The 24,366-nt window shown below is 60.8% G+C and carries 20 protein-coding genes; 10 read left to right on the forward strand and 10 right to left on the reverse strand.

From position 1 onward, the window contains the following. Positions 1–2 precede the first annotated feature (2 nt). The 5 genes from SBC1_RS21885 to SBC1_RS21905 all read right to left on the reverse strand — a co-directional run bounded on the left by SBC1_RS21885 (position 3) and on the right by SBC1_RS21905 (position 8,505). Positions 3–3,275, reverse strand: coding sequence for an efflux RND transporter permease subunit (locus tag SBC1_RS21885; RefSeq protein ID WP_165096389.1), 3,273 nt, complete (start codon positions 3,273–3,275; stop codon positions 3–5). A 21-nt stretch (positions 3,276–3,296) separates the two neighbouring features. Further along, complete coding sequence (locus SBC1_RS21890; protein ID WP_165989010.1) at positions 3,297–4,472, reverse strand: efflux RND transporter periplasmic adaptor subunit; 1,176 nt, start codon at positions 4,470–4,472, stop codon at positions 3,297–3,299. 395 nt (positions 4,473–4,867) lie between these two features. Next, positions 4,868–5,899 (reverse strand): LysR family transcriptional regulator, encoded by a 1,032-nt coding sequence (locus SBC1_RS21895; protein WP_165096382.1) that lies wholly within the window; start codon positions 5,897–5,899, stop codon positions 4,868–4,870. Positions 5,900–5,948: 49 nt separating this feature from the next. Then, on the reverse strand, positions 5,949–6,611 hold the full coding sequence (locus SBC1_RS21900; protein ID WP_165096378.1) for a gamma-glutamylcyclotransferase: 663 nt from the start codon (positions 6,609–6,611) through the stop codon (positions 5,949–5,951). A 685-nt stretch (positions 6,612–7,296) separates the two neighbouring features. Beyond that, positions 7,297–8,505, reverse strand: coding sequence for an MFS transporter (locus SBC1_RS21905; RefSeq protein ID WP_165096375.1), 1,209 nt, complete (start codon positions 8,503–8,505; stop codon positions 7,297–7,299). A 163-nt stretch (positions 8,506–8,668) separates the two neighbouring features. Between SBC1_RS21905 and SBC1_RS21910 the strand changes: the two genes are divergently transcribed. Beyond that, complete coding sequence (locus SBC1_RS21910; RefSeq protein WP_165096370.1) at positions 8,669–9,607, forward strand: LysR family transcriptional regulator; 939 nt, start codon at positions 8,669–8,671, stop codon at positions 9,605–9,607. Between the two features lie 582 nt (positions 9,608–10,189). Here SBC1_RS21910 and SBC1_RS21915 read toward each other — a convergent pair. Together SBC1_RS21915 and SBC1_RS21920 are read right to left on the reverse strand one after the other, a co-directional pair. Beyond that, positions 10,190–11,182 (reverse strand): alpha/beta fold hydrolase, encoded by a 993-nt coding sequence (locus SBC1_RS21915; protein ID WP_165096365.1) that lies wholly within the window; start codon positions 11,180–11,182, stop codon positions 10,190–10,192. A gap of 62 nt (positions 11,183–11,244) precedes the next feature. Beyond that, positions 11,245–12,249, reverse strand: coding sequence for an alpha/beta fold hydrolase (locus SBC1_RS21920; protein ID WP_165096362.1), 1,005 nt, complete (start codon positions 12,247–12,249; stop codon positions 11,245–11,247). A gap of 241 nt (positions 12,250–12,490) precedes the next feature. On the opposite strand from SBC1_RS21920, the gene SBC1_RS21925 reads away from it, so the two are divergent. From SBC1_RS21925 to SBC1_RS21935, 3 genes are all read left to right on the forward strand, one after another. Next, positions 12,491–13,372, forward strand: coding sequence for an NmrA family NAD(P)-binding protein (locus SBC1_RS21925; RefSeq protein ID WP_165096355.1), 882 nt, complete (start codon positions 12,491–12,493; stop codon positions 13,370–13,372). A gap of 44 nt (positions 13,373–13,416) precedes the next feature. Then, a complete protein-coding gene (locus SBC1_RS21930; RefSeq protein WP_165096350.1) occupies positions 13,417–14,148 on the forward strand; it encodes a GNAT family N-acetyltransferase in 732 nt (243 codons plus the stop codon). A gap of 76 nt (positions 14,149–14,224) precedes the next feature. Continuing rightward, positions 14,225–14,779: a TetR/AcrR family transcriptional regulator gene (locus SBC1_RS21935; protein WP_165096344.1), complete on the forward strand. Its 555-nt coding sequence runs from the start codon at positions 14,225–14,227 to the stop codon at positions 14,777–14,779. A gap of 494 nt (positions 14,780–15,273) precedes the next feature. Here SBC1_RS21935 and SBC1_RS21940 read toward each other — a convergent pair whose 3' ends face one another. Next, complete coding sequence (locus tag SBC1_RS21940) at positions 15,274–16,251, reverse strand: GlxA family transcriptional regulator (RefSeq protein WP_165096339.1); 978 nt, start codon at positions 16,249–16,251, stop codon at positions 15,274–15,276. A gap of 139 nt (positions 16,252–16,390) precedes the next feature. Between SBC1_RS21940 and SBC1_RS21945 the strand changes: the two genes are divergently transcribed. Together SBC1_RS21945 and SBC1_RS21950 are read left to right on the forward strand one after the other, a co-directional pair. Continuing rightward, positions 16,391–16,681 (forward strand): hypothetical protein, encoded by a 291-nt coding sequence (locus SBC1_RS21945; RefSeq protein ID WP_165096335.1) that lies wholly within the window; start codon positions 16,391–16,393, stop codon positions 16,679–16,681. A gap of 37 nt (positions 16,682–16,718) precedes the next feature. Next, complete coding sequence (locus SBC1_RS21950) at positions 16,719–17,426, forward strand: GNAT family N-acetyltransferase (RefSeq protein ID WP_165096330.1); 708 nt, start codon at positions 16,719–16,721, stop codon at positions 17,424–17,426. A gap of 196 nt (positions 17,427–17,622) precedes the next feature. On the opposite strand, the gene SBC1_RS21955 is transcribed toward SBC1_RS21950, so the two are convergent. After that, entirely contained in the window at positions 17,623–18,885 is a 1,263-nt protein-coding gene (locus SBC1_RS21955) for an MFS transporter (protein WP_165096325.1), read from the reverse strand. Positions 18,886–19,005: 120 nt separating this feature from the next. Here SBC1_RS21955 and SBC1_RS21960 point away from each other — a divergent pair, with 120 nt between their 5' ends. From SBC1_RS21960 to SBC1_RS21975, 4 genes are all read left to right on the forward strand, one after another. After that, the gene (locus SBC1_RS21960) at positions 19,006–19,956 is read left to right on the forward strand and encodes a LysR family transcriptional regulator (RefSeq protein WP_165096321.1); all 951 of its coding nucleotides are present in this window, start codon (positions 19,006–19,008) and stop codon (positions 19,954–19,956) included. A gap of 382 nt (positions 19,957–20,338) precedes the next feature. Further along, the gene (locus tag SBC1_RS21965) at positions 20,339–20,992 is read left to right on the forward strand and encodes a peroxiredoxin (RefSeq protein ID WP_165101354.1); all 654 of its coding nucleotides are present in this window, start codon (positions 20,339–20,341) and stop codon (positions 20,990–20,992) included. A 185-nt stretch (positions 20,993–21,177) separates the two neighbouring features. Beyond that, positions 21,178–22,248: an MBL fold metallo-hydrolase gene (locus SBC1_RS21970; RefSeq protein ID WP_165101351.1), complete on the forward strand. Its 1,071-nt coding sequence runs from the start codon at positions 21,178–21,180 to the stop codon at positions 22,246–22,248. A gap of 72 nt (positions 22,249–22,320) precedes the next feature. Continuing rightward, entirely contained in the window at positions 22,321–22,653 is a 333-nt protein-coding gene (locus SBC1_RS21975) for a cupin domain-containing protein (protein WP_165096318.1), read from the forward strand. A 142-nt stretch (positions 22,654–22,795) separates the two neighbouring features. Here SBC1_RS21975 and SBC1_RS21980 read toward each other — a convergent pair whose 3' ends face one another. Then, the gene (locus tag SBC1_RS21980; RefSeq protein WP_165096315.1) at positions 22,796–24,169 is read right to left on the reverse strand and encodes an FAD-binding oxidoreductase; all 1,374 of its coding nucleotides are present in this window, start codon (positions 24,167–24,169) and stop codon (positions 22,796–22,798) included. Positions 24,170–24,366 lie beyond the last annotated feature (197 nt).

Here is a 24,366-nt window from a genome sequence, read left to right on the forward strand (position 1 = left end):
CCTTAATCCTGCAGCGTCGTTTCCGGCACCTTCGGTGACGGTGACAGCGTCACGGTTGCAGCGTGTGAACCGGCCGAGCGCGCATGGTGGGAACCGTGATCGTCTGGGCCGTGAATGGACCGATGGTTGCCGTGCTTGTCCCTCAACTGCTTGCCGCCGGCGAGCTTGCGCAGAAGGACGTAGAACACCGGCGTCAGCAACAGCCCGAAGAACGTGACGCCCAACATGCCGAAGAACACCGCAATGCCCATGGCGCGGCGCATCTCCGAACCGGCACCGCTCGATGTCACGAGCGGGACGACCCCCATGACGAAAGCAATTGACGTCATCAGGATCGGACGCAGCCGCAGACGCGAAGCTTCGATGGCGGCCTGGACAATCGTGCGGCCTTGCATTTCGAGCTCACGGGCGAATTCGACAATCAGGATCGCGTTCTTCGCCGATAGACCCACCAGCACCATCAGGCCGATCTGCGTGAAAATGTTGTTATCCCCTTGAGTCAGCCAGACGCCAAACAACGCGGACAAAATGCTCATGGGCACGATCAGCAGAATCGCGAGCGGCAATGTCAGGCTTTCGTACATTGCGGCGAGCACGAGGAACACCAGCAGCACACTGATCGGGAACACCCACAGCGCGGCGTTGCCGGCCAGGATCTGCTGATACGTCAAATCGGTCCACTCGAACTTGATGCCCCGGGGCAAGGTTTCAGCCGCAATCCGCTCGACCGCAGCCATTGCCTGACCCGACGAATAACCCGGCGCCGGACCACCGTTGATATCGGCTGCAAGGAAGCCGTTGTACCGGATCACGGTTTCCGGACCGAAGGTCGGCGTGACTTTCACGAGCGTTGAAAGCGGCACCATGTCGCCGGCGGCATTGCGCGTCTTCAATTCGAGGATGCTTTGTGCCGACGCACGGAATGGAGCATCAGCCTGGGCTCGAACCTGATACACGCGGCCGAACTTGTTGAAGTCGTTCACGTACAGCGAACCGAGGTAAATCTGCATTGTGTCGAACACATCCGTCACGCTGACACCCAGCTGCTTGGCTTTCTCGCGGTCCAGTTCAACATTCAGTTGCGGAACGTTGATCTGATAGCTCGAGAACGACGGACCCAGTTCGGGCGCTTTGGCCGCGGCAGCGAGGAATGCCTGGACCGCCTTGTTCAGCGCTTCATAACCCAGCGCGCCACGGTCCTCGATCTGCAGCTTGAAGCCGCCGATGGTGCCCAGCCCGGAGACCGGCGGAGGCGGGAACGTTGCAATCGTCGCGCCCTTGATGCCCCCATATTCCTTCTGCAGGTTGCCGACAATGTTCGCAGCCGATTTGTCTTTGCCGCGATGCTTCGACGGACTCATCACCGGAAACACCAGGCCGCTGCTCGACGAATTCATCAGGCCCGTCACGTTGAGACCAGGAAACTCTGGCGTGTGCTCGACACCGGGTTGGCGACGCGCAATCTCGCCCATCTCGTGCACGACCTTCGCCGTGCGGTCGAGCGAAGCGCCTGGCGGCAATTGCACGATGCTGACGAGATAGTCCTTGTCCTGCGCCGGCACAAAACCGCCGGGCACGATCTTGCCGAGAAGAACGGTAGCGCCAAGCAGCACGCCGTACACGACCATCATCGCCATCTTGCGGTTGATGACACTGCCGATACCCTTGCCGTACGCTTCGGAGCTACGGTTGAAGACCTTGTTGAATACCCTGAAGAACGGCCCCAGGATCCGATCGATGACGCACGTCAGCCAGTCCTTCGGTGCGTGGTGGTCTTTCAGCAGCACGGCGGCCAGCGCGGGTGACAAGGTCAGCGAATTGAATGCCGAGATGACCGTCGAGATCGCAATGGTCATCGCGAACTGCTTGTAGAACTGCCCCGTCAGGCCCGACATGAACGCAAGCGGGACGAATACGGCCACCAGCGTGAGCGCAATCGCAATGATCGGCCCGCTGACCTCGCGCATCGCTTCATACGATGCCTCAAGCGGAGTGAGACCGGCCGCAATATTGCGCTCGACGTTTTCCACCACCACGATCGCATCGTCGACGACGATCCCGATCGCCAGCACCATCCCGAACAATGACAACGCGTTGATGGAGAAGCCGAAGGCAAGCATCAACGAGAACGTTCCGACAATCGACACAGGTACGGCTATCAACGGAATCAGCGAAGCGCGCCAGGTCTGGAGGAACGCAATGACAACGATCACCACGAGGATGATGGCTTCGAACAGCGTGTGGATCACGGCGTCAATACTTTCGCGGACAAACTGCGTCGGGTCGTAGACAATCTCGGCCTTGACGCCATCCGGCATGTCCTTCTGCAGTTCCGCGGTAATGCGGCGGACGTCCGTTGAAATCTGCAGGGAATTGGCGTTGGGCTGCTGGAAAATGATGAGCTGGACAGCGGGCTTGCCATCGAGATTCGCCTGCAGCGCGTATTCGGCCGCGCCCATCTCGACCCGCGCTACATCGCTCAGGTGCGTGACGGCACCGCCTGATCCCGTCTTCAGGATGATGTTGCGGAACTCTTCTTCCGTCTTCAATCGTCCTTGCGCGTTGACGCTGAGTTGCAAGGGCACGTTCGTCGTCATCGGTGCGCCGCCGACAATGCCGGCGGCAACCTGGACGTTCTGCTCGCGAATGGCCTTGATAACATCGGTCGCCGTCATGTTGTGGCTGGCGACCTTGGTCGGGTCGAGCCAGACCCGCATCGAGTAGTCGCCACTGCCCCACATCACGACTTCACCCACACCCGACACCTGCGCAAGCCGATCCTTGATGTTGATGAGCGCATAGTTGCGCAGGTAGGTCAGGTCATAGCGGCCATTCGGCGAGCCGACGTTCACGCCCATCGTGAGGGTAGGCGAGGATTTGACCGTGACAACGCCGAGCCTCTGTACATCTTCGGGCAAACGCGGCAATGCCTGGGACACGCGGTTCTGCACGAGCTGCTGGGCCTTGTCAGGGTCGGTTCCGAGCTTGAACGTCACCGTCGTCGTCATGGCGCCGTCGCTGTTCGCCTGCGACTGCATGTACAGCATGTTTTCGACGCCGTTGATCTGCTCTTCAATCGGTGACGCCACCGTCTCGGCGATGACTTTCGGGTTCGCGCCCGGATATTGCGCGCGGACCACCACCGATGGCGGCACGACTTCCGGGTACTCCGCCGTGGGAAGTTTCGTGAGCGCGATGATGCCGGCGAGCAGGATGACCACCGACAGCACGCTCGCGAATATCGGCCGGTCGATGAAATACTTTGAGATGTTCATGATGAGCTTCTCTGTCGTGAACTACGCGGCGGACTTCGCGGCGTCGGTCATATCGACCATGTTGGCGCGCACCGTATCGTTCGGACGTGCGTGCTGGATGCCGTCGACGACAATGCGCTCACCAGGCTTCAGACCCGAGGTGACGACGCGCAGGTTGTCGTGAAGGCTGCCCAACTGGATTTCGCGGTATTGCACCTTGCCCACAGCATCGACGACCAGCACATACTTTTTCGCCTGGTCCGTGCTGACCGCTGCGTCGCTGATCAGGACGGCCGCATGTGCTTCGCCGCCGCCGACCTTCACACGTGCGTACAGGCCGGGGACCAGCGCGCCGTCGGTGTTGTCGATGCTTGCGCGAACGCGGATGGTGCCCGACGAGGTGTCGAGCCGATTGTCGACCGACGTGATCGTACCTTTGCGGGAATAGCCCGCTTCGTTCGCCAGACCCACCGACACGGGCACCGACGTACTGCGATCACGCCCCAGGTATTGCAGATAGGTTTGTTCGTCAACATCGAACGACACGTAGATCGGTGACACGGAAACGAGCGTCGTCAGAAGCGGTGCGTTCGGTCCGGTCGATACCACGTTGCCCACCGTCAGTTCCGCGCGCGATACGCGACCGGACACGGGCGCGGTGACGTTGGTATAGCCAAGATTCACCTGTGCGGCTTCGAGTGCGGCCTTCGCGGCCTTGACGCCTGCTGCGGCTTCGAGGGCGGCGTTGCGCTTTTCGTCGTAGTCGCGTTTTGCGATGGCGTTGTCGGCCAGCAATCTGTCGGCGCGCGCAGCATCGGTCGACGCGTAGGTGGCACGCGCCTGTGCAGCAGCCAGTTGGGCCGCCGCGCGATCGACTTCGGCGATGTACGGGCGCTGGTCGATCGTGAAGAGCGGGTCGCCCTTCTTCACCAGCGCGCCATCCTTGAAGTGCACCGCGACAATGGCGCCGGCAACCAGTGGGCGCACATTGACGTGGTCGACGGCTTCGAGGCGGCCAGAGTAGCTCTGCCAGTCGGTAATCGACTGCGACAGAACCGTCGCAACATCGACTTGCGCAGCGGCCGGCGGGGTATTGGCTGCCTGAGCTGCGCTCACTGGCGACGACTCGCGGTCATGACTCAAGCCTATGCCGCCGACGGTGCCAACCACGACCAGTGCACCAAGCGCACCGGCGATGCTTTTTCGATGGCTGAACATAATTAGCATTCCTCATTCATAAAAAAAGTCATTCAGGGAAATTGCAGACCGGGCCGACCACCAGCTCGCAGCTTTAGCGCGCTCGGTGTCGTGATGCGTTGACGGGAGTATGGTCTTCGAGCTTCCGGCGATAAAGTAGGCGGCAGTGGTTTCTTTGTAGCTTCGAGAGCGACAATTGATGCGCTTGGAGCTATTTTGATAAGCCGCTTGTTTGTGTAAGCACTCTGGACGCGTGCAGGACGGATTCGACGAGGCTCATGCTCCGATGTATAGAAAGCGCTCAGCGAAGATGGCCCACGCTCGTCAAGTCGAGTTCAACGAGGTCCTACGAGTGGCCGGTTGCACAATTCAGTGCATCAAACACGGGGCGCCTGACGGTGCTTCAGCATCGCGTCCTATTGGACCGTTGCTGCATCCACAAGCTGTTGAGCGGGGAAGCGTGCCGCAGCGATGCCTTGGAGCGAGGCGTATGCCGCCTCCGTTTGCGCCACGCGATGGGCGATTTCGGTCGGGAGCGCGTGCCGGGCCCTCAGGAGCGGGCACCGCTCGAAGCGCTCCGCCACCCAGTCGATGAATGCACGTACTTGCGGCGACAAATGGCGGTTCTGTGGATAAAGAGCCGAAATCGGGAATGGCATAGGGCGCCATTTTTCCAGCACCTCGACCAGCGCTCCGGACTGCAGATGCGCAGATGCAAGAAAGTGCGGCACCTGGATGATACCGAGGCCCTGCAAGCCGCATTGGAGGTAAGCGTCGCCATCGTTTGCTGCCAGTCTGGAGCGCATTGGCACTTCAACGGGCTTTCCAGCCACGACGAAGTCCATCGCAACGAGTCGGCCCGTACGGCTGGAGAAGTAATTGACCGCACTATGCTGGTCGAGATCGGCCAATGTTTTCGGCGTCCCGCTTCTTTTCAAGTATTCGGGGCTCGCCACAGTGACAAATTCCGACATGCCTACTCGACGCGCCACGAGCGTGGAGTCTTGCAAAGGACCCATGCGAATGGCGCAGTCAACGCTGTCCTGAATCAGGTCCGCAGCCTTGTCGCCCACACCCAGCATGAGGTCGATGTCAGGGTAGCGGGCGTGAAAATTATCGAGCGCGGGCACAACCACAAGACGTCCAATTGAACCGGGCATCTCCACTTTGAGTTTGCCGCGTGGAGGAGCGGATACCGAAAGCGAGTTCTCCGAGTCCTCTACTTCAGAGAGAATGCGCGAACAACGTTCGTAATAGGCCGCGCCGTCCGGCGTCAAGCTGATGCGCCGCGTGGTGCGGTTAAGAAGACGCACTTTGAGGTAGGCCTCAAGACCTTGAATAATGGTCGTCACCGAAGAACGCGTCATGTTCAGGGTATTGGCCGCACCCGAGAAGCTGTTGGCGTCGACTACCTTGGTGAAGACCCGCATTGCCTGAAGTTTATCCATTGCGTTTTACGCTATTCTGAAGCCGACGACTGGAGCCAGCGCGCGTCATTCAGGAACGGCAGAGGGAAAGGCGCTGAACCTCGTCGGCAAGCGCGTCGATGTAGGGGTCATGCAAGCTGCATTCATCGAGCGCAGCCTGAAGTTTGAACAGGTATTCCGCGTTGCTTCCAAATTTGCCCGCGGCTTTTGCCACGAGTGGTGCCACGGTGGATACACAGGAATCGATTGCGTACTGTTCGCCGCTCGTGTCAGCGACAAACGCGATTGCATGCGTTTCAGTGGCGTCGTCCAGCGTGACAGGCGCCCAGGTCGGCTTATATGAGCCCAACACCATTTCGCGAATCCATACCAGCCCGAGTTCTTGCTCCATCGTCGGAGGAGAAAGCTTCAATGCTACGCCGTGCGTATGACCGCCGGACTCGAGGCCAAGCATGCGCCCTGGCATCTCCGGGCTTGCACGGCCTATATCCATGCGAAGACAGAAACTCCGGTGCCAGCCGTGCAAGGTGGCGACCTGCCTCCGGTCGAAATGCACCATCGGATTCCACATGAGCGAGCCGTACGCGAAGATCCATACGTCGTTCGCTTCCGCGGGCTTCGACTTCATGGTCTCGGCGAGTGAGCGCTCGATGCGCTCCGTCTTCCAAAGATTCGGCAGAGACTCGAAATGGTCGAGATACTCGCCCGAGTTAATCGCCTGTCTTGTGAGCATGAGATGCCGCCAATCAGAGGTTTCAGAAACGCCTTGGCTCAGCACGCTCGGGCCAAAACCGTCGGCGCGCAAACGTCAGGCATGGCGACAGTATGGCGACAGAGCTTCTTCAGATAAACGTTCGTACGAGAGACACTTTGGCGTTATGAAAGCGACAATCGTTCTGCTACCCGCCAGGATTGCGCACGCTGCAATGCAGACGACAAAGGGGCGGCGACTCCCTGCCGAAAACCACGCCGCAACTTCTGGGTCGTGTCGATGCAGGAGAACCGCCGAAAATAGAAGGATCCACAGCAACGCGTGGCCAGCGCGGCAGACTGATATTTTCAATCTTCTTCATCGCTACGTCCTGCTCCAGGCAGGTCATTCGCCAAGCGCAGGAGACGACAGCCAACGATGACCGCTCGGTCCGAAAAAAGTGCGATATACGCAGGCAACCACGAATGACCGTTGTTTGAGCGGAAGGGACGTACGAACGTCTGCATCGGCCATAGGCTAAATGACCGCACCTGGCCGCGCTTCGTCCCCACCTTTTTAACGCCCGATTCACCTCTATCCCACCTGTCGGCGTGCCCCTACCCTGAAGCGACCGCTTCGAACAATCGGTGAGATTCGCCGTGATCAGCGAGCAGTCCATCCATACGCCTGAGGCAGTGCGATCTGTTTGATGCGATCGCTCGATTGCCTATCGCGTTGCACGCACCTCATGGTCAGTGCTTTTCCCGCGTTCCGCCACCGGCCGCCGCTGACCGGACGCGGGAGTGACCTGCAACAGCACTGAGGCGCCGGCAAAGACAAGCCCAACGCCGCACACGCCCGGCCAATGCCACATGCTCCACGCATAATTACCAAGCGTCGCGCCGATCGCCCCGCCCGCAAAACGAATCGTCATATAAAGCGTGTTGGCGCGGCTCATCGCAGTGCCCCGAACCGCCAGGTTGCGCGCCATGTTCGAGACATGCGAGCTTTGCAAGCCGAGATCGAGCAGGATTACGCCAACGATTAACCCGCCGATGCTCGCTCCTTTCCAGGCAAGCAGCCCATACGAGGCGATGAAGACGATGCTGGCGGCGAGAATGACACGACGTGGATCGTGAGCATCGGCCAGCTTGCCGACAGCATAGGACGCGCTCGCGCCGGCGACACCGACGAGCCCGAACAATCCGGCCGTCTCGCTGCCGTAATGTGGGTCGAGGCCGTGCAGGTGAAACGCGAGCGTCGTCCAGAACGCGCTGAATGCGGCAAACTGCAACGCTGCGATCCAAGCGGTCTGGCGTACCACGGGCTCCTCGCGCAGCAACGCAAACAGCGAACGCATCAGCACGCCGTAGCTACCCGAGAAGGTCGGCTCGACGCGTGGAAGCACGCGCGCAAGCATGGCGGCAACGGCCACCATCGCGACTGCCGCGAAGGCGTAGACGGCGCGCCATCCGAAATACGCGGCGATCACGCCCGATACCGTGCGAGAGACGAGGATGCCGCAAAGCAGGCCCAGCATCACGATCCCGACGGCCTTGCCGCGGCCCTGGGGTCCTGCAATCTGCGCCGCAAGAGGCGTGAGAAGTTGCGGCGCCACACTTGCCATGCCCGCGGCAAAACTCGCCGCCACGGCCCAAGGCAGCGTGGGCGCCGCCGCCATCGCGACGAGCGCGACGACGGACGCCGTCAACGTGAACGCGAAGAGCTTGCGAAGCTCGACCTTGTCGCCTAGCGGAATGAAGAAAAGCAGGCCCAGCGCATAACCAGCCTGTGCGGCGATGGAAACCACACCGGCCTGACCTTCAGTAACCCTGAACGTATGCGCGAAATCGACGAGCAGCGGCTGGTTGTAATAATTATTGGCGACGACGAGTCCGGCTGCGAGTGCCATGTACCAGTAGATCGATTGCTTCATCTGCGTCCACCCTTTGCGGGAAAATTTCGAAGTGCTCGCACGCTTGAGCCGAGTCGTGGCGCGCTGGCTTTTGCGGGTTGCTCCAGGGGGAATGTAGACTATTCCCCGATTCGGGAGTACCGTCAAAAATCGGTAATGACTCTTCCGATTTAAGGAAAGGCGAATGGACCGATTCGACGCAATGAATGTGTTTGTCCGAGTGGTGGAAGCCGGCAGTCTGTCTGCCGCCGCCCGTGCAATTCCGATGTCGCTGACTTCGGTGAGTCGCCACTTGTCGGCGCTTGAGACGCAATTCGGCATGCAGTTGCTGCGCCGTACGACACGGCACATTGCGCTGACGAACGAGGGGCGCCTCTTTTTCGAGCGTGCGAAGTCGATCCTCGCGGAGCTGGACGAAGTGGGCGCACTGCTCAGCGCGGGCCGCAGCGAGCTCTCGGGCCGTTTGTGTATCGCTGCGCCTACGCTGCTGGGCCGAACCGTCATCGCGCCGCTCCTGCCGTGCTTCCTTGCGCGCCACCCCGCAGTTTCGATCGAACTGCTGCTGGTCGACCGCGCCGTGAATCTCGTCGAGGAGGACATCCACCTCGCGATTCGCGTGGGCCGCCAGCCCGATTCAGCGCTCGTCGCACGCAAGCTCGGCGACGTGCGCATGATCGTTTGCGCCGCGCCGTCTTATATCGAGCGCCGCGGCGTGCCTTGCTCGCCTGATGAGCTGCGTCAGCACGACTGCCTCGTTTTCTCTGATCAGTCTGGCCCCGTCGATTGGCACTTCAAGTCCGCAGGCACTCGTCGTTCCGCCCGCATTACAGGCCGCCTCTGGGCTAACGCGCTCGACGTGCTCGCGGCCGCTGCGATCGACGGTGCGGGCATCGTGCGCGCTCCATCGTGGCAAGTGGCGGACGACATCGAGCGTGGCCGGCTACGGCGTATCCTTCAAGACTACGAACCAATGCATGCGCCCGTGAATGCGCTCTTCGAACGTTCGCGACGCACGTCGCCCTCTGTACGGGCCTTCCTCGACTACCTGATCGAAGCGACGAAAACGGGGCCACTCGCGGGCATGTCCCGCTTCGGCGAAGCGCATGGCCCGGCAAACGAGTGATACCGCATTGTGCAGGGCACCTATGCGGCGCTCACGCCCCGCTATAAGGTTGGCTCTCGCCAGACTCTCATCCGCCACGCAGATAACTGCCATACGCATCAGCCTGCAGCGTGCCGTCGGACGACTTGCGGGGACCTTGTCGATTTCGGGATTCAGGTGCGATGGGCAGGAACGATCAATCGAGTCAATGGACTTGAACTATTGTCGAGAGCGAATCGCCACGTACTACCAGATTTCGCTCGATGAACTGCTGCGCGAGCAGCGCGCGCCAGATCGAGCGGGCCGCGACGACGTCCGAACGACCGCTGCGGTTTTCAATGGGGCGTTGGGAGCTGATTGGTCAGCGGCTGCTCATGGCCGAACCCGCAAGTACGAGGTCAGCGTTGCTAGCCGCGGCAGCCGACCGGTGGCGAACTTCCGTGGTCGACCCAACTCGGACAACCGATGTCGCTGTTAGTCGATGTCCGTTCTTTGAGTACAAGGGTCATTGAAGACTCTCGTGAGCCTGCGTTGCACCGCCATTGTCTTCGCTCCACGAACTGGAGCCTGAAGCGAGAGCAAACCGGGCAGTGTACGTAACGATCATGCGAGATCAACAGTGCGCACGAACTTCAGCAGTTGGTCGCTGATCTCTGCGGCGGCCTCATGTTGTACCCAATGCCCCGTGTTATCGAGTTCGAGCCCGCCTACAAGGCCCGGTAAGCCAGCGCGAAGGTCGTCCAGGCTAAGCGGATAGAGCTCTTTGAGACCATCCGCCTTGCCCCAGATAAAAAACGACGGCTGACCGATCTTCGCGCCCTTCCACGGGGCGGACAAGGCGAAATACGGCTCCGCCGCGCGGTAGTAGTTCAACCCGCCGTGGAAACCGGTACGCTGAAATTCCGCAATGTTATGCGCGACGTAGTCCGGCGGCGCCCACGCAGGCAACGGTCCGGGTGCAGCACGATGAAGGCTCCGGGCCGGATCCATCGGGCTCCACTGCTCGCCGGCCGGCGCTGTACCCGATGCCCAATACAGAATGCCGGGAATGGTCACCGCGGCGTTCGCCCAGATTTCATCGGCGTCGGGCCGAATCTGCTCGAACATATAGAACTTGTTTTGATGCCCCGCCTTGCGCATCCTGTCGAAAACACTGACCTCTGCGCGCGGCACATAGGGGACACTGAGGCAGAATACCGCCGCGAATCTGTCCGGACGCATCAGTGCCGCGTTCCACGCATGCGTCGCGCCCCAGTCATGACCGACGAGGACGGCACGGGGAATCTCCAGCGCATCGAGTAGCCCGACCAGGTCGCCTGCAGTGTGCAACGGTGTGTACAGGCTCGCATCGGCCGGCGCCGAGCTTCGCCCATAACCTCGCATATCCGGGGCAATGGCTCGATACCCCGCCGACGCGATGACCTTCATCTGCTGGCGCCACGTATAGGAGGTGTCCGGAAAACCGTGGCAGAACAGCACGGCTGGCCCCTCCCCTTGCTCGGTCACGTGCAACGTGATGCCGTTGGTCGCAATGTCGTATTGTTTGACGCCATCGCTGGAATCTGAGGTTACGTCATCGGTATTCGAGGCGCTCATTTCATTCAACTCCTTTAGTCAACGTGAAGGACCGTATGCCGGTCGGAATGCGTCCGTGATGGCTACGACAGCCCCTTCTCCTCAAGCCAGGAGCGCATTGCCTGGACGAGTTCAGCCTTGTGTTCGAGCGGCAGCCAGTGGCCTGCGCCCACCGTCGTCACGGACAGATTCGTGCACGCGTTTCGCATGGGCTCGCCGAGAGCGCTGCGCGTGATGTCGCAGATGCCGTCGAATTCGCCATTCACGAACAGCACGGGCTGGGTCAGGCGACCGCTGTCGGGCGCACTTCGAGCGTAGGCGATGTTAGCGTCATCGTTCAGATACCAGGCGTTACCCGGACGAAAACCGGTGACACGGAACGCATCAACCAGCGCGTCGAAGTCAGCCGACGGCCAGAGCGCCGCGTCCGGCGCCACCGCCGGCGCGCGACGTGCCGAACCGAACCAGCCGCCATTGCGCGAGACCAGCGCAGAGCGATAGATCTGGCCCGCGGACTTCGGGTCTCCAGACCGATAGATCGCTGCCAGTGACGAAGCTATGTCGGCATTGAAGTCAATAACGGTCTGCTCGAAATGCGTCAGGTAGAAGCGGTAGTAGTCCCATTGCCCATCCGGATACTGATCGGCGGGATAGCGCGTCCGATCGACCAAACGCAGCAGAGTGCGCAACCCGAAACTCTCGGGCATATACGGAACGGAGACGAACACGACCGCGCGACTGCGCTTCGGGTGATGTGCAGCGAGTGCACCGGCCACCGGGCTTCCCAGATCGTGGCCGACCCATATTGCCGGACTCGCGCCCAGGTGGTCATGAAGCTCGACCATGTCGTCAACGATCTCCTGGAGCGCGTAGGCATCGGGCGCATCGGGTGTCGAGGAGCCGCCGTAGCCGCGCATGTCCGGCGCAATGCAGCGCCAGCCCGCCGACGCGAATGCCTCGATCTGCGCGCGCCACAGCAAACCAACGCCGGGCCAGCCATGGGAGAAGATCATTAATGGCCCCTCGGCAGGACCAGCCTCCCAATAGCGCGTGGAATGACGGGGCGAGGCGAAGGTGTGGGCGATCATGGCAGAAGAATCTCCGATGTACGGTCGTTCAGGAAGGACGTGGTCTTCGGTTTCAAATGCAGCGTGCGTTCGCAAACGCAGCCTGGCGCGCTTGCCGGCCGCGTCGAGACCGGTATTCTGCAAAAAACTACTGCAAGATTATCATCAATCACCGCTCAGGATTATGATTATAATCTATTTCAGATCCGGTGACTGAAGCTTTCATCACCGTCCAACACAATGAACTGAGCGGAGCTTACAAATGACTTCACGTAAATTTTTTATCGCAGGCGCGATGGGCGATACGGGCGGAGCAGCCACGGCGGCCCTTCTGGCTGCAAGCGAACAGGTACGAACTTTGGTGCGACGCGAGGATGCCCGTTCAGAACGACTGCGCGCGCAGGGCGTCGAGGTGCTGGTTGGCGACCTCTCGGTTATCGACGACGTCGCACGCGCGCTCCAAGGCATGTCATCGGCCTATTTCGTTTATCCGATCGAGGCTGGAGGGATAGCGGCCAGCGCTTCCTTCGCACAGGCGGCCCGCGAGGCCGGAATCGAATCCATTGTGAACATGTCGCAGATTTCGGCCCGCCGTGAAGCGAAAAGCCATGCTGCGCGAGATCATTGGATCTCGGAGCAGGTGTTCGACTGGGCTGGCACGCCGGTCACGCATCTTCGCCCTACGTTCTTCGCTCAATGGCTGACCTACCCGGGCCAGGTCGCGAGCGTCAAAAAGGACGGCGTATTGCGCCTTCCCTTTGGCGATGGGCGTCACGCGCCGATTGCAGCCGAGGATCAGGGTCGCGTGATTGCCGCCATCCTTCGCGATCCTGCACCGCACGCGGGCAAGGTCTATCCGCTGTACGGGCCGGTCGAGATGAATCACCATGAGATCGCGGCAGAAATGAGCCTGGCGTTGGGCAGTACTGTGACATATCAACCGGTCGATCTCGACATGTTCAAAAAGCGCCTGGACACCGATGCAAAATTTAGCGACACCTTCGCGCAGCATCTGCTGTCAGTTGCCGTCGATTACCAGGAAGGAATTTTCGCCGGAACCGATTCCTTCATTGAGGAATTGACCGGTACTGCGCCAATGACGGTCCAGGCATTTATCAGGAAACACGCGGCGCTGTTCGCCTGAGCACGGTTCCATAGCAGAGAAGACGAATAAAACAGGAGCTTGTCATGCAGTCCTCCAACCTTGATACAGCCAGTGAAGTGGCAACTGAGGAATCCCTCGTGAATCCCGTATGGATCGCGCTGACCGAGGCGCCTCCGGCCTTCGTGGAGCGCCGCGAGGGCGCGGCCCGGTATCGCCCGGAATTTGCGCCGTTCGGGGCCGCGCAAAATTACACTGCGCAAAGCGTTTCACCGGTTGCAGCGATGCTCCAGCCAGGACAGCGTCTTTCGTTCTTCACGGCGGGCAAACCGGACTTGCCGCCCGGCTTCGACGTGGTGCGCGAGGCGGTTGCCAATCAGATGGTTGCCACCAGGAGGTTCACCGTATCGTCCGATAAGCGGATCGTGCGACTCGGCGTCGACGACACTGCTGATATGCTCCGACTCGCCGGGCTGACCGAACCCGGACCATTCAACGCCCGGACCAACGAACTAGGTCACTTCTTTGGCATTAAGGAGGGCGGCGAACTGGTGGCGATGGCGGGCGAAAGAATGACTGCCGGCAAATACGTCGAAATCAGCGCTGTGTGCACGCACCCGGAGTGGCGTGGTCGAGGGTTGGGTCGGCTGTTGATGGAGCATCTGTCGGCAACAATCCAGGAACGCAACAAGGTGCCGTTCCTTCATGTGTTCACCAACAACGTTGCCGCCGTCCGTCTGTATCGGGAACTCGGCTTTCGCGTTGCCAGAACCGTGCAACTGACGGCCATCGTGAAGTCGTCGGCCGACGCAAGCTGATCGCTGCGGCGGCAAGAGCGGGCGAGCGGCGCCGCCGATCGATCCGCAGGACAACGCATCTTTGAGACAGAAAAAAATGGGGCACTCACAAGCTGACAAACTGGCCACGCATCAACGGATCGTGGAGGTCGCCGCGCGTCGTTTCCGCGAGCGCGGTATTGACGGAATTAGTGTCGGCGACATCATGAAAGAAGCCGGCTTGACCGTCGGCGGCTTCTACAAGCATTTCGAATCACGCGATGCGCTTGTGACGGAGGCCTTCATCCTCGCGCTGCAGGACATCGAGCATATTCAGGACGCGCTCAAGACGGAGCCTCAGCGCGCGATAAGCACCTACGTGTCTACCAGTCATCGGAACAACGTCGGCCGAGGTTGCCCGATTTCGGCGTTGGTCAACGACGTGGCGCGCGCTCCCGACGCAACTCGCGAGGTATTCACCGAACGTGTCAGTGAAATCCTCGATTTGCTCGCGCAGTCTTTTCCTGAAGCGGAAGACGCCCAGGATAAAGCGGTGATGATTTTTAGCACCTGGGTGGGTTCAATCGCACTCGCTCGCGCAGTGAAGGACACGAATCTGTCGAACAGGATAATCGAAGGAGCGCTGGCCGAAGTGCTCAAGATGTACGACTGATGCAGTGCGTAACTCTTAGGCCTCATGCGCGTTTCCCTCATCCCAACCTGGTCGTTGAAGAACTCGGGCTCAGTGTGAGCTCGGTTCCCAATTGTCGCCCGCGCTACAGGCGTCATCAACGAGTTCGGCGATCGCACCAATGATGTCGTCTCCCCCGCTACCAGCATTTCAGGTCCTGTCCCGAAGAGGCGAGAGCTCGCGAGACCTCGTTTAGTCCGGCGGGCCGGAGACCATAGAAAATCTGCCTATAAGGCCTCTCTTATCGAGCGGCTGCCGCGTCTTTCGCCTGACAGAGTCGAGCGAGAAATGCCGCATTGATTTCGCGATGACAGGATTGCGGTGGCAAGCCGACGTCTGGTGGTCCGGCAGAAAGTCCGGCGAATGTCGCCTCATGGCCGATAGCGCTCCCTGACGCGGTCGGCTGAGGTCACTTAGGATTGCAACCCATCACCATCGCCGCCTGCAGGTCCCATATCTACTGAAAAGCAGCGCTTTCAAATGTCCCCTCCCCTGGCGCCACGCAGCTCGCGCACCCCGCGCCCGAGGCGGCGGCGCAACAGCGTGCGCAACGTCGCGCCATCGACATAGCCGACCGCCGCGGCAATCGCCTCGATGTCGAGGCGGCTCGTGCGAAGGAGATGAACCGCTCGTTCGACACGAAGGTCCTGGAAGTAAGACAGCGGAGATTTTCCAAGCACCGCCTCAATGCGACGCTGTAGCGTTCGCGTAGTAGTTGCAAGGGCGCTCGCAGCCGCGTCAAGCGAAAAGCCCTCGGCGAGCCGGCCTCTTGCCCAGCGCTCGAAGCGCTCGACGAGCGGATCTGCGCGCGCAAGATGATCCGGAATCATGTAGGACGCCTGCGAAGGTCGTTCGTCCACCAAAAGATAGCGGGCTACGACCGACGCGAGATCAGGGCTCGCCTGATTCAGCAGCCAAAGAGCGAGATCGAGGTGCCCCATCGCGGCGCCCGCGGTGGCGAAGCCGCCCGACGGCACCACCATGCGAGCGCTGTCCAGGCGCACCTCCGGGTAACGCTGACGAAACAAAGGCGCGAGCCACCACGTTGTAGTGGCTTCCTGACCATTCAGCAAACCAGATTCCGCCAGCGTGAAAGTGCCAATGCAAGCAGTCGCGATCTTCACGCCATCCGCGTGACTTTGACGGAGCAAGGCCATTGCATCGATCACGTCCCGCCGCGTGAACGCCGCCACCAGTTGCTCTGGCATCTTGGTAGCGAGTGCCGGTACAACCAGCCAGTCCGGCCGGTCCATTGCGCTTACCGGCTTGACCGGCACGCGCATCCCCAACGCAGTCCGCACATCGCGCCGCATACCGATCACATCGATTTCAAAATGCGGGCCGACGCCGGGCTGCTGCATCGCGGCCAGATCGTTCGCGGTGGTGAAAGCGTCAAGCACCGCGGAGAACCCCGTGTCGAACACTCCATCGAGGGCGAGAACAGTCAGCTTCATGTCGTAAATGACCTCAAAAATGTCATTTACGACAATAGTACGCAGGCACGTTCCTGTCTAGAGTGGTCCTCAATCCGAACGCAACGGGTCCGCGTTCCTCGGACGGCACCCAGATCAACCTTCGTAACTGGAGCAGACAATGAAAGTCATGGCGATTGGCACACTCAAGCCGCTTACCCCCGAGCAACAACAGGCTTATATGCCGAAGGAAGTCCCGGCAACGTTGCAGCTCTACCTTGACGGGAAGATGGAGCAATTCTGGTTACGGGACGCAATGAAGGGCGTTATTTTCTTGATGAACGTGGACTCGGTCGACGAGGCCGACAAGCTTCTGAGGGCGTTGCCGCTCGGCCGGGACAACCTCCTGACGTTCGACTTGATGCAAGTCGGACCGCTTGCACCGCTCGGCATGCTGATGAACGCCGCTTGATGTCCAACAGGAAGCAGGGCTGGCAAAAGGAACCGGCATGAACCATTCAACACAATCCAGCCTCGATCGCCCGATCTGGGCGGCCCTGACAGGCAGGCAGGCGCATCTGCGCCAAGGTGATCTGCTTGCCCGCCGCTTCCACCCAGACGTGGCTCCGTTTGCCGCCGTCGAGTACGAGGCCCCTGCGGCCTACGAGGCGCTCCACGCGCTCCTGCTGCCCCATGAGCAGGTAGCATTGCTGTCCTCCGACCCTGTCGCTCCAATCGACGCCCTGCGAGCAGAGCGCATGGGCGTGATCCATCAGATGGTCGCCACTCGCCACGAAGCCAGGGGTACGGGCGATCAGGACGTGATTCGCTTAAGCAACGCCGATGCGAAAGACATGCTCGATCTGGCCCAGAAGACCAAGCCGGGTCCGTTCGGTAAGCGAACGCACGAGATGGGCAATTACATCGGCATTCGCGACCGGGGACGTCTGGTTGCGATGGCAGGTGAACGCATGCGCCTCGACGGATACGTTGAGATAAGCGCGGTTTGCGTGGATGACGACTGGCGCGGCCGGGGCTTTGCTGGCCGGCTCGTGAATCTCTTGTGCAGGGAAATCGAGCAACGTGGGGAGACTCCATTCCTGCACGTATTCAGTGACAACCAATCCGCGATCGCGCTGTATGAACGTCTTGGCTTCGAGTTGCGGCGCACGTTCCACCTTACCCGGATCGGACACGCAGATTCGGGTAAGGAGTAATGCGACGTTCCAGTTGGTGCGTCGATGACGAACGCCCGCTCGCTTGCGCCGGCACGAATACCTGCGGCGACGGAGGAGGTCCGATGCGTGCCGAAAATCGCTCATTCGGACGGTCACGGTGGAGATCTCTAGCTGCCCGGTTTCTGCGGATGACTTGCATGCCCGGACCTTTCCAAGAATGCCGGCCGTTGCCCTTCTAACTCGCCTCCTCAACTGGCCTGGTCAGCCGGAGAACGAAAGCGAGGCCGGTGAAGGCGAATCCCACTACGCACACACCCGTCCAGCCGGCCATCGACCACGCAGCACCGGAGAGCGCGGCACCCAGCGCGCCGCCGACAAAAAACACGCCGACGAACAAACCGTTCAGCCTTCCGCGCGCGGCAGGATCCATCAGGTTGATCGCACGCCGGCCCAAGGTCTGGTCAGTGACAACGCCTGCGTCGAGCGCGGCTGCGCCCGCGACGAGCATCGCAACCGCCAGTACGGGATGCGCGCTCGCCGAAAAGCCCCCCCAACCCGCGCCTGCTACGCCGATTGCCACCAGCGCAAGGAGCATCGTCAGGTGGCCGGCAAGCAACGTCTTGCGACCCGACCCACGGTCGCCTGCGCGGCCGGCGAGCGGCGTCACGACCGCACCCGCCGCGCCGGCGAGCGCGAACAGGGCGATGCCGTTCATATCGAAGCTGAATGGCGGCTGCACGAGCCGCAGGCCGATCGCCGTCCAGAACGCGCTGAACGCGCCCATCACCAACGCCGCCGATACCGCGTTCCGTTGCAACACAGGCTCCGTGCGCATCAACGTCCAGAGCGAGTACAGGAGTGCCGGATAACGCGTCGGGATGGCCGGCACGCGGGCAGGCAGTTTCATGTACAGGACAACAGCGAGTAGTACATCGATCACCGCCGCAAACCCGTAAAAGGCACGCCAGCCAACCGACCCGGCAATCACGCTGGCGGCCGGACGCGACAACAGGATGCCGAGCATCAAGCCGCTCATCACGTTGCCGACTGCACGTCCGCGGTGGCTTTCCGGCGCCATCGAAGCGGCCATTGGCACCAGCATCTGGATCACGCTGGATGCAGCGCCGGCCAGGAATACAGCGACCAGGAACAATACGCGTGAGTCAGTGAGCATCGCGACCGCGAGAAAACCGGCGCCGCACGCCAGTGTGCGCACGATCAGCCGCCGGTTCTCCAGCAGGTCGCACAGCGGCACGAGCAGCACCAGGCCGACGGCGTAGCCGAGTTGCGGCAGCATGGCGGCGAGGCCGGCGAACTCGGGCGCGAGATGCAAGCTGCGGCTGATCGCACCGGTCAGCGTTTGCGCGGCAAAGAGATTCATCACGATCACGCCGACTGCCGTCGCGAAGAAGACAGTCAGCGGCCCGGTGAGTCTGTGCGGGTTGTCAGCTTCCTGCGTCGCGATGGCACGGGCGGGACTTTCTGCGGATGGATTCATCGAAGGGGTTCTCAAACGGGATTTGAGAACCCATCCTAGTGACGCATCTACTATGCGACAATTGAAATATGTTGATAATGATTATGCGGATTAATTTTTAATGCCCATTGGAGCACCCGTTTGAATACCCGTGATCTACAAGCGTTCGTTGCAGTTGTCGACAGCGGTTCGATGGTGCGCGCGGCAGAAAAACTTCATCTCACGCAGCCTGGGTTGACCCGGCGCGTGCAAAACCTTGAAACCATGCTGGGTGTGGAATTGCTCGATCGCCAAAGCAAGCCGCTCAAGCCGACCGCCGCGGGCAACGAGGTGGTCGCGCTGGCGCGCACCGTATTGCGCGCGGTGGACGATCTGATGGTGGTGGCTTCTCCCGAAAGCGAGCCATCCGGCGAGTTGAGAATTGGAATGCCGCCGTTTCTGGCCGAAGTGGCGCTCGAAAAACCAGTCGACCTCCTGCGAGGCGCTTTTCCGCGACTTACGCTGCGCGTAACAGCGGGTTGGTCGCCGGCTCTGTTGCAGAGTGTGGAACGGGGCTCGCTCGATGCATCGATCGTGATGATGCCGCCGGGCTTCGCACCACCCGAGACGTTGCGCACTACGCTCCTCGCAAGCCTGCCGACCGTGATCGTGGCAGCGCGCGCCCTCGGCCTGCCCGACACGCCGATAAAACTGGCCGATCTGGCGCGTTACCAATGGGTGCTCAATCAGGATGGCTGCGGGATGCGCTCGGTGTTAAGACGTGCAATCGAGGCAGCGGGAGTGCCATTTAATGTTGCCGTTGAAGCGTTTGGATCGGAGCTGCAATTGTCGCTGGTCGCGCGTGGACTCGGTATCGGACTCGTCACGCCAGACATGCTGGAACGCACGGCGCATCGTCCGGCGCTCCAGGTGATAGAGACCACCGACTTTCGCACGGGAGTCGATGTGTGGTTCGTTCATGGCTCCATCCCCGGACGGCTCATACGGGCTATCGATCTGTTGCGCTGTTCGCTCACAGAGGTACTCGCCAAAGGTAGTGCGGCGATGCAAAGTGAAGACACAGAACGCTCGCCAACGAAGCGCAAGACATAGGCTGACGGGTTTGCGCCCGTCGATGATTGGCAGGAGCCTCGCAAAGCAAGATGGCAGATTCTGTTTCGTTCGAATGCCAGCGAACTGGTCGCCACCACGGCGGATTCACCCAGCAGGATGGCCAGAGTGAACGTCTTTTTTGTTCTACGCTATAAGAGGGGCTCGCAGCGCACCTGCCTATTTGTCCTGGATCATGGCTATTGGAGAGAGCCTCTGAATTCGCTGCACCCGCAGACGGTCCTCCAGCCCGATACGGTTTAACGAGCCGGAGGCCAATCTTGAATCAAACCAATCGCCTGACTAAATGCCAAGGCAGCCCGGGGACCGACGCTCCGACAAGCGGTACACGTCCCCTGGTGCACCCGCTCCATGGAGAATGATGATGCCGATTCGATTAGGGGAAGAAGCGCCGGATTTCACTGCTGAAACGACTGAAGGAACGATCCATTTTCACGAATGGATCGGCGACCATTGGGCGATCCTGTTTTCGCACCCCAAGGATTTCACACCCGTTTGCACGACTGAGCTCGGATACATGGCGGGCCTCAAGCCGGAATTCGATAAGCGCAACACAAAAATTATCGGACTCAGCGTCGATCCCGTCAGCGACCATCAGAAGTGGGCAGCGGATATTGAAGAGACGCAGGGACACGCCATCAACTACCCGATGATTGGCGATTCGGACCTGACCGTCGCGAAGCTTTACGACATGATTCACCCGAACGCGAGCGGTGGCCCACGCACCGCCGTGGATAACGCGACCGTACGCTCAGTGTTTCTCATCGGGCCTGATAAGAAAGTCAAAGCCATGCTCGTGTACCCGATGAGCGCAGGCCGTAATTTCGACGAGGTGATGCGTCTGCTCGATTCGCTGCAACTTAACGCGAAGCACACGGTAGCGACGCCTGTGAATTGGAAACCGGGTGAAGACGTCATCATTCCGACGTCCGTCTCAAACGATGACGCGATGCGGAAATATCCGCAGGGTTTCAAGACCGTGAAACCCTACCTCCGCTACGTGGCACAACCGAAGTAATTTGCTCGTTGAGTGGCGCGGCGAGCACCGGGTAATTTGGGTCCCGGCGCGCGAACTGAGTCCGGGTGCGTATGTGCCCGGACCTTTGGCACCAACCCATTAAACGGCTCTCAGGATGGTTCGACGAAGTCTCCTGTGGCCATCCTCAAGCGCCTCAAAGATGCAGGCGACGGAGCAAAATCGTGTTGATCTTCCGGCAGCTATTCGACCAGCAATCGTCCACCTACACGTATCTTCTTGCCGACGGCGCAGCGGGAGAAGGCGTGCTGATCGACCCCGTATTCGAGCAGGTACGCCGGGATACCGCACTCATGGAAGAGCTTCGATTGCGCCTGCTTTACACGATCGACACCCACGTCCATGCCGATCATGTGACCGGCGCATGGATGCTGAACCGCCGCACGGGCAGCCAGATTGCGATATCGGCCGCAAGCGGCGCCGAAGGCGCGGACCGCTATCTGAGCGATGGCGACAAGTGCCGGTTCGGCTCAAGGTATCTGGTCGTGCGTGCGACACCGGGCCACACGAATGGATGCATCAGCCTCGTGCTGGACAACGAGACCATGGCGTTTACCGGCGATTGCCTGTTGATCAGGGGCACAGGCCGGACGGATTTTCAGGGTGGTGACCCGCACGCGATGTTCCGGGCGATTCACAATCAGGTTTTCACGCTACCCGAGGCATGCTTGCTCTACCCGGCCCACGATTACCGCGGTTTGACGGTGACGAGTGTCGGCGAGGAGCGGCGCTTCAATCCGCGCCTTGGCGGTGAACTGTGCGAAGGCGACTTCACGGGATACATGACGAACCTGCACTTGCCGCATCCAAAGCAGATCGACGTTGCGGTACCGGCGAACCTGAAATGCGGTATGGCCGCGAGCTACCCCCTGCAGGTGGCGGAGCCCGATTGGGCGCCGCTGACGTACTCCTTTGCAGGCATCTGGGAAATCAATCCTCAATGGCTCGAGGAAAATCTCCGTTCGGTCGAGATCCTCGACGTGCGCGAGCCTGATGAGTTCGATGGACCGCTGGGGCGCATTCCCGGGGCCAGACTCATTTCACTCGGCGACCTGGCGGGGCGCGCCGGCGAACTCGTGCAAGAACGGCCGATCGTGACGGTCTGCCGGGCAGGCGGGCGTTCAGCGCAAGCTACGGTCATACTCAGGCAGTCAGGATTCCAGGCCGTTGCCAACCTCTCTGGCGGTATGCTCCGCTGGCGCGCAGAAGGCCGCGTTGTCGAAAACGCCAGCATGTAGCCGTATCGGCGACTGACGGCGAACTGTCAGTCACCTGGCGTCCTGAAGTGAAAGTCGACGTGAGGTCGAGCCATGCAACTTCAAACCGGTAACCTGTTCAGCTTCGAAGCGAAGCGCGACGACGAAGAACGGATCGACATGCTCATCACGGGGCAGCGCCTGAACGTGGAGCGGATCGTGTCGATGGGACACGCGAGTCCCGCAGGCTTCTGGTACGACGATTCGCGTGCCGAATGGGTTGCACTGCTGTCGGGCGCGGCCGTGCTCGAGTTCGAAGAGGACTCGACGCTGCACGACATGCGTCCCGGCGACTACCTGCTGATCGAGCCGCATTGCCGGCATCGCGTTGCGTGGACGCATGCCAAAGAGCAAACCGTCTGGCTTGCGATCTACCACGACCGCTGAATTATGCAGACGTTCGATCGACCACTTCGCTCTGAAAGCGGTCGTCGGTTAACTCGCTGCACTCGCGACGTTGTTGTCCTGAGGTGGGAGCCAATCCAGATATCACCCGGAAATCATCCGGAAGCAGCCTCCCTCACGCGCGCTACGTTGGCAGGATGTTCTGGTTCACGCGGAAAAGGTTGCCGGGGTCCAGGTCTCGCTTGATCGAGGACAGCCGCGAATAGTTGTCCCGGAAGCTGGCCTTCACCCGATCCTGCCCCTCTTCCATCATGAAGTTCACGTACGCACCTCCGGCCGAGTAAGGATGCAATGCGCTCTGGTAATCGCGAGCCCAGGTACTGATCCGTTCCACGTTCGCCGGATCGGGGTCGACACCAACATACACCGCTGCCCAACGGGCATCGCGGTAACTGAACGCGGTCTCGTTGCGACCCACCCGGTGTGCGGCTCCGTCAATCGGATAGAGATGCATCGTCGAGTGCATCGTCGGCAGCCGGGCGGCGTGTTGCACGTGCAGCGCAATCGCTTCGTCAGACAGTTCGTCGATGAAATCGGCGCGCCAGTACCATTGCAGCCCCGGTGGGTAGAGGCCGTCGAATGCGCTTTGCAGCATCGGAAACGGCATCTCCTGAACGCCGTGCAGCGCGGGGGCGGTCGCCCGCACGGGCGCAAAGGCGGCCTCGGCCATCGCGGGGTCTCCAGTCCAGCACCAGACCACGGCGCACATTTTTTGCAGGTGCAGCGGCTCCGGAAACGGCGCCACCGGCGGCACGGTCATGAACGCGAAAAAGCCGTTGAGTTCTTCCGGTGCATCGGCCATGAACGCGCGGTACCACCGCATGACTTCCGCCGCGCGCTCCATCGGCCAAAGTGTAGGACCGCCAATGACAGTCGATACCGCATGCAGCCGGAACTCGAAGGAAGTGACCACGCCGAAATTGCCGCCGCCGCCGCGCAACACCCAGAAAAGATCGGCGTTGCTGCGCTCGCTCGCGGTGACGAGGCTTCCGTCGGCGAGCACCACGTCGGCCGACAGCAGATTGTCAATCGAGAGTCCGAAGCGGCGCGTCAAATGGCCGATGCCCCCGCCGAGCGTCAGGCCGCCAACGCCGGTCGAGCTGATGATTCCGCTCGGTGCAGCGAGCCCGAACGCGTGCGTCGCATGATCGACGTCACGCCACAGACAGCCTCCTTCCGCGCGGACGGTGTGCGCCGCTGGGTCGACGCGGATGCCCCGCATCCCGGAAAGGTCGATCACGAGGCCGTCGTCGCAGACGCCGAGACCGCCGCCGTTATGCCCGCCACCCCGCACGGCCAGCAGCAGTTGGTGCTCGCGCGCGAAGTTCACCGAGGCGATCACGTCCGCGACATCCGCGCATTGCGCGATCAGCTTCGGACGCTTCGAAATCATCGCGTTGAAAACCTTGCGGGCGTCGTCATAGCCGGCGTCGGATGGCTGGACGAGGTTGCCGCGAAGGCTGGCACGATAGGCCATCAGGTCGTTGTCCGTGAACATGTCGATTTCCTCCCTTCTTGTATGACATTGAGAATAGGCGCGAGATCGGCGGCGGACCATCCACAGGATTGATCAAATTGGAACTCAGCGGCCGCCGGGTTCATTAGTCAGTTCTGGCTACGATGACGCAGGCATGAGCTTGACGCGCCGCGGGGGCATCACTACAACGTAAACACCGCTTGTCTCAAGCGTCCAGC

The sequence above is a fragment of the Caballeronia sp. SBC1 genome (assembly GCF_011493005.1).
Taxonomy (GTDB): Bacteria; Pseudomonadota; Gammaproteobacteria; order Burkholderiales; family Burkholderiaceae; genus Caballeronia.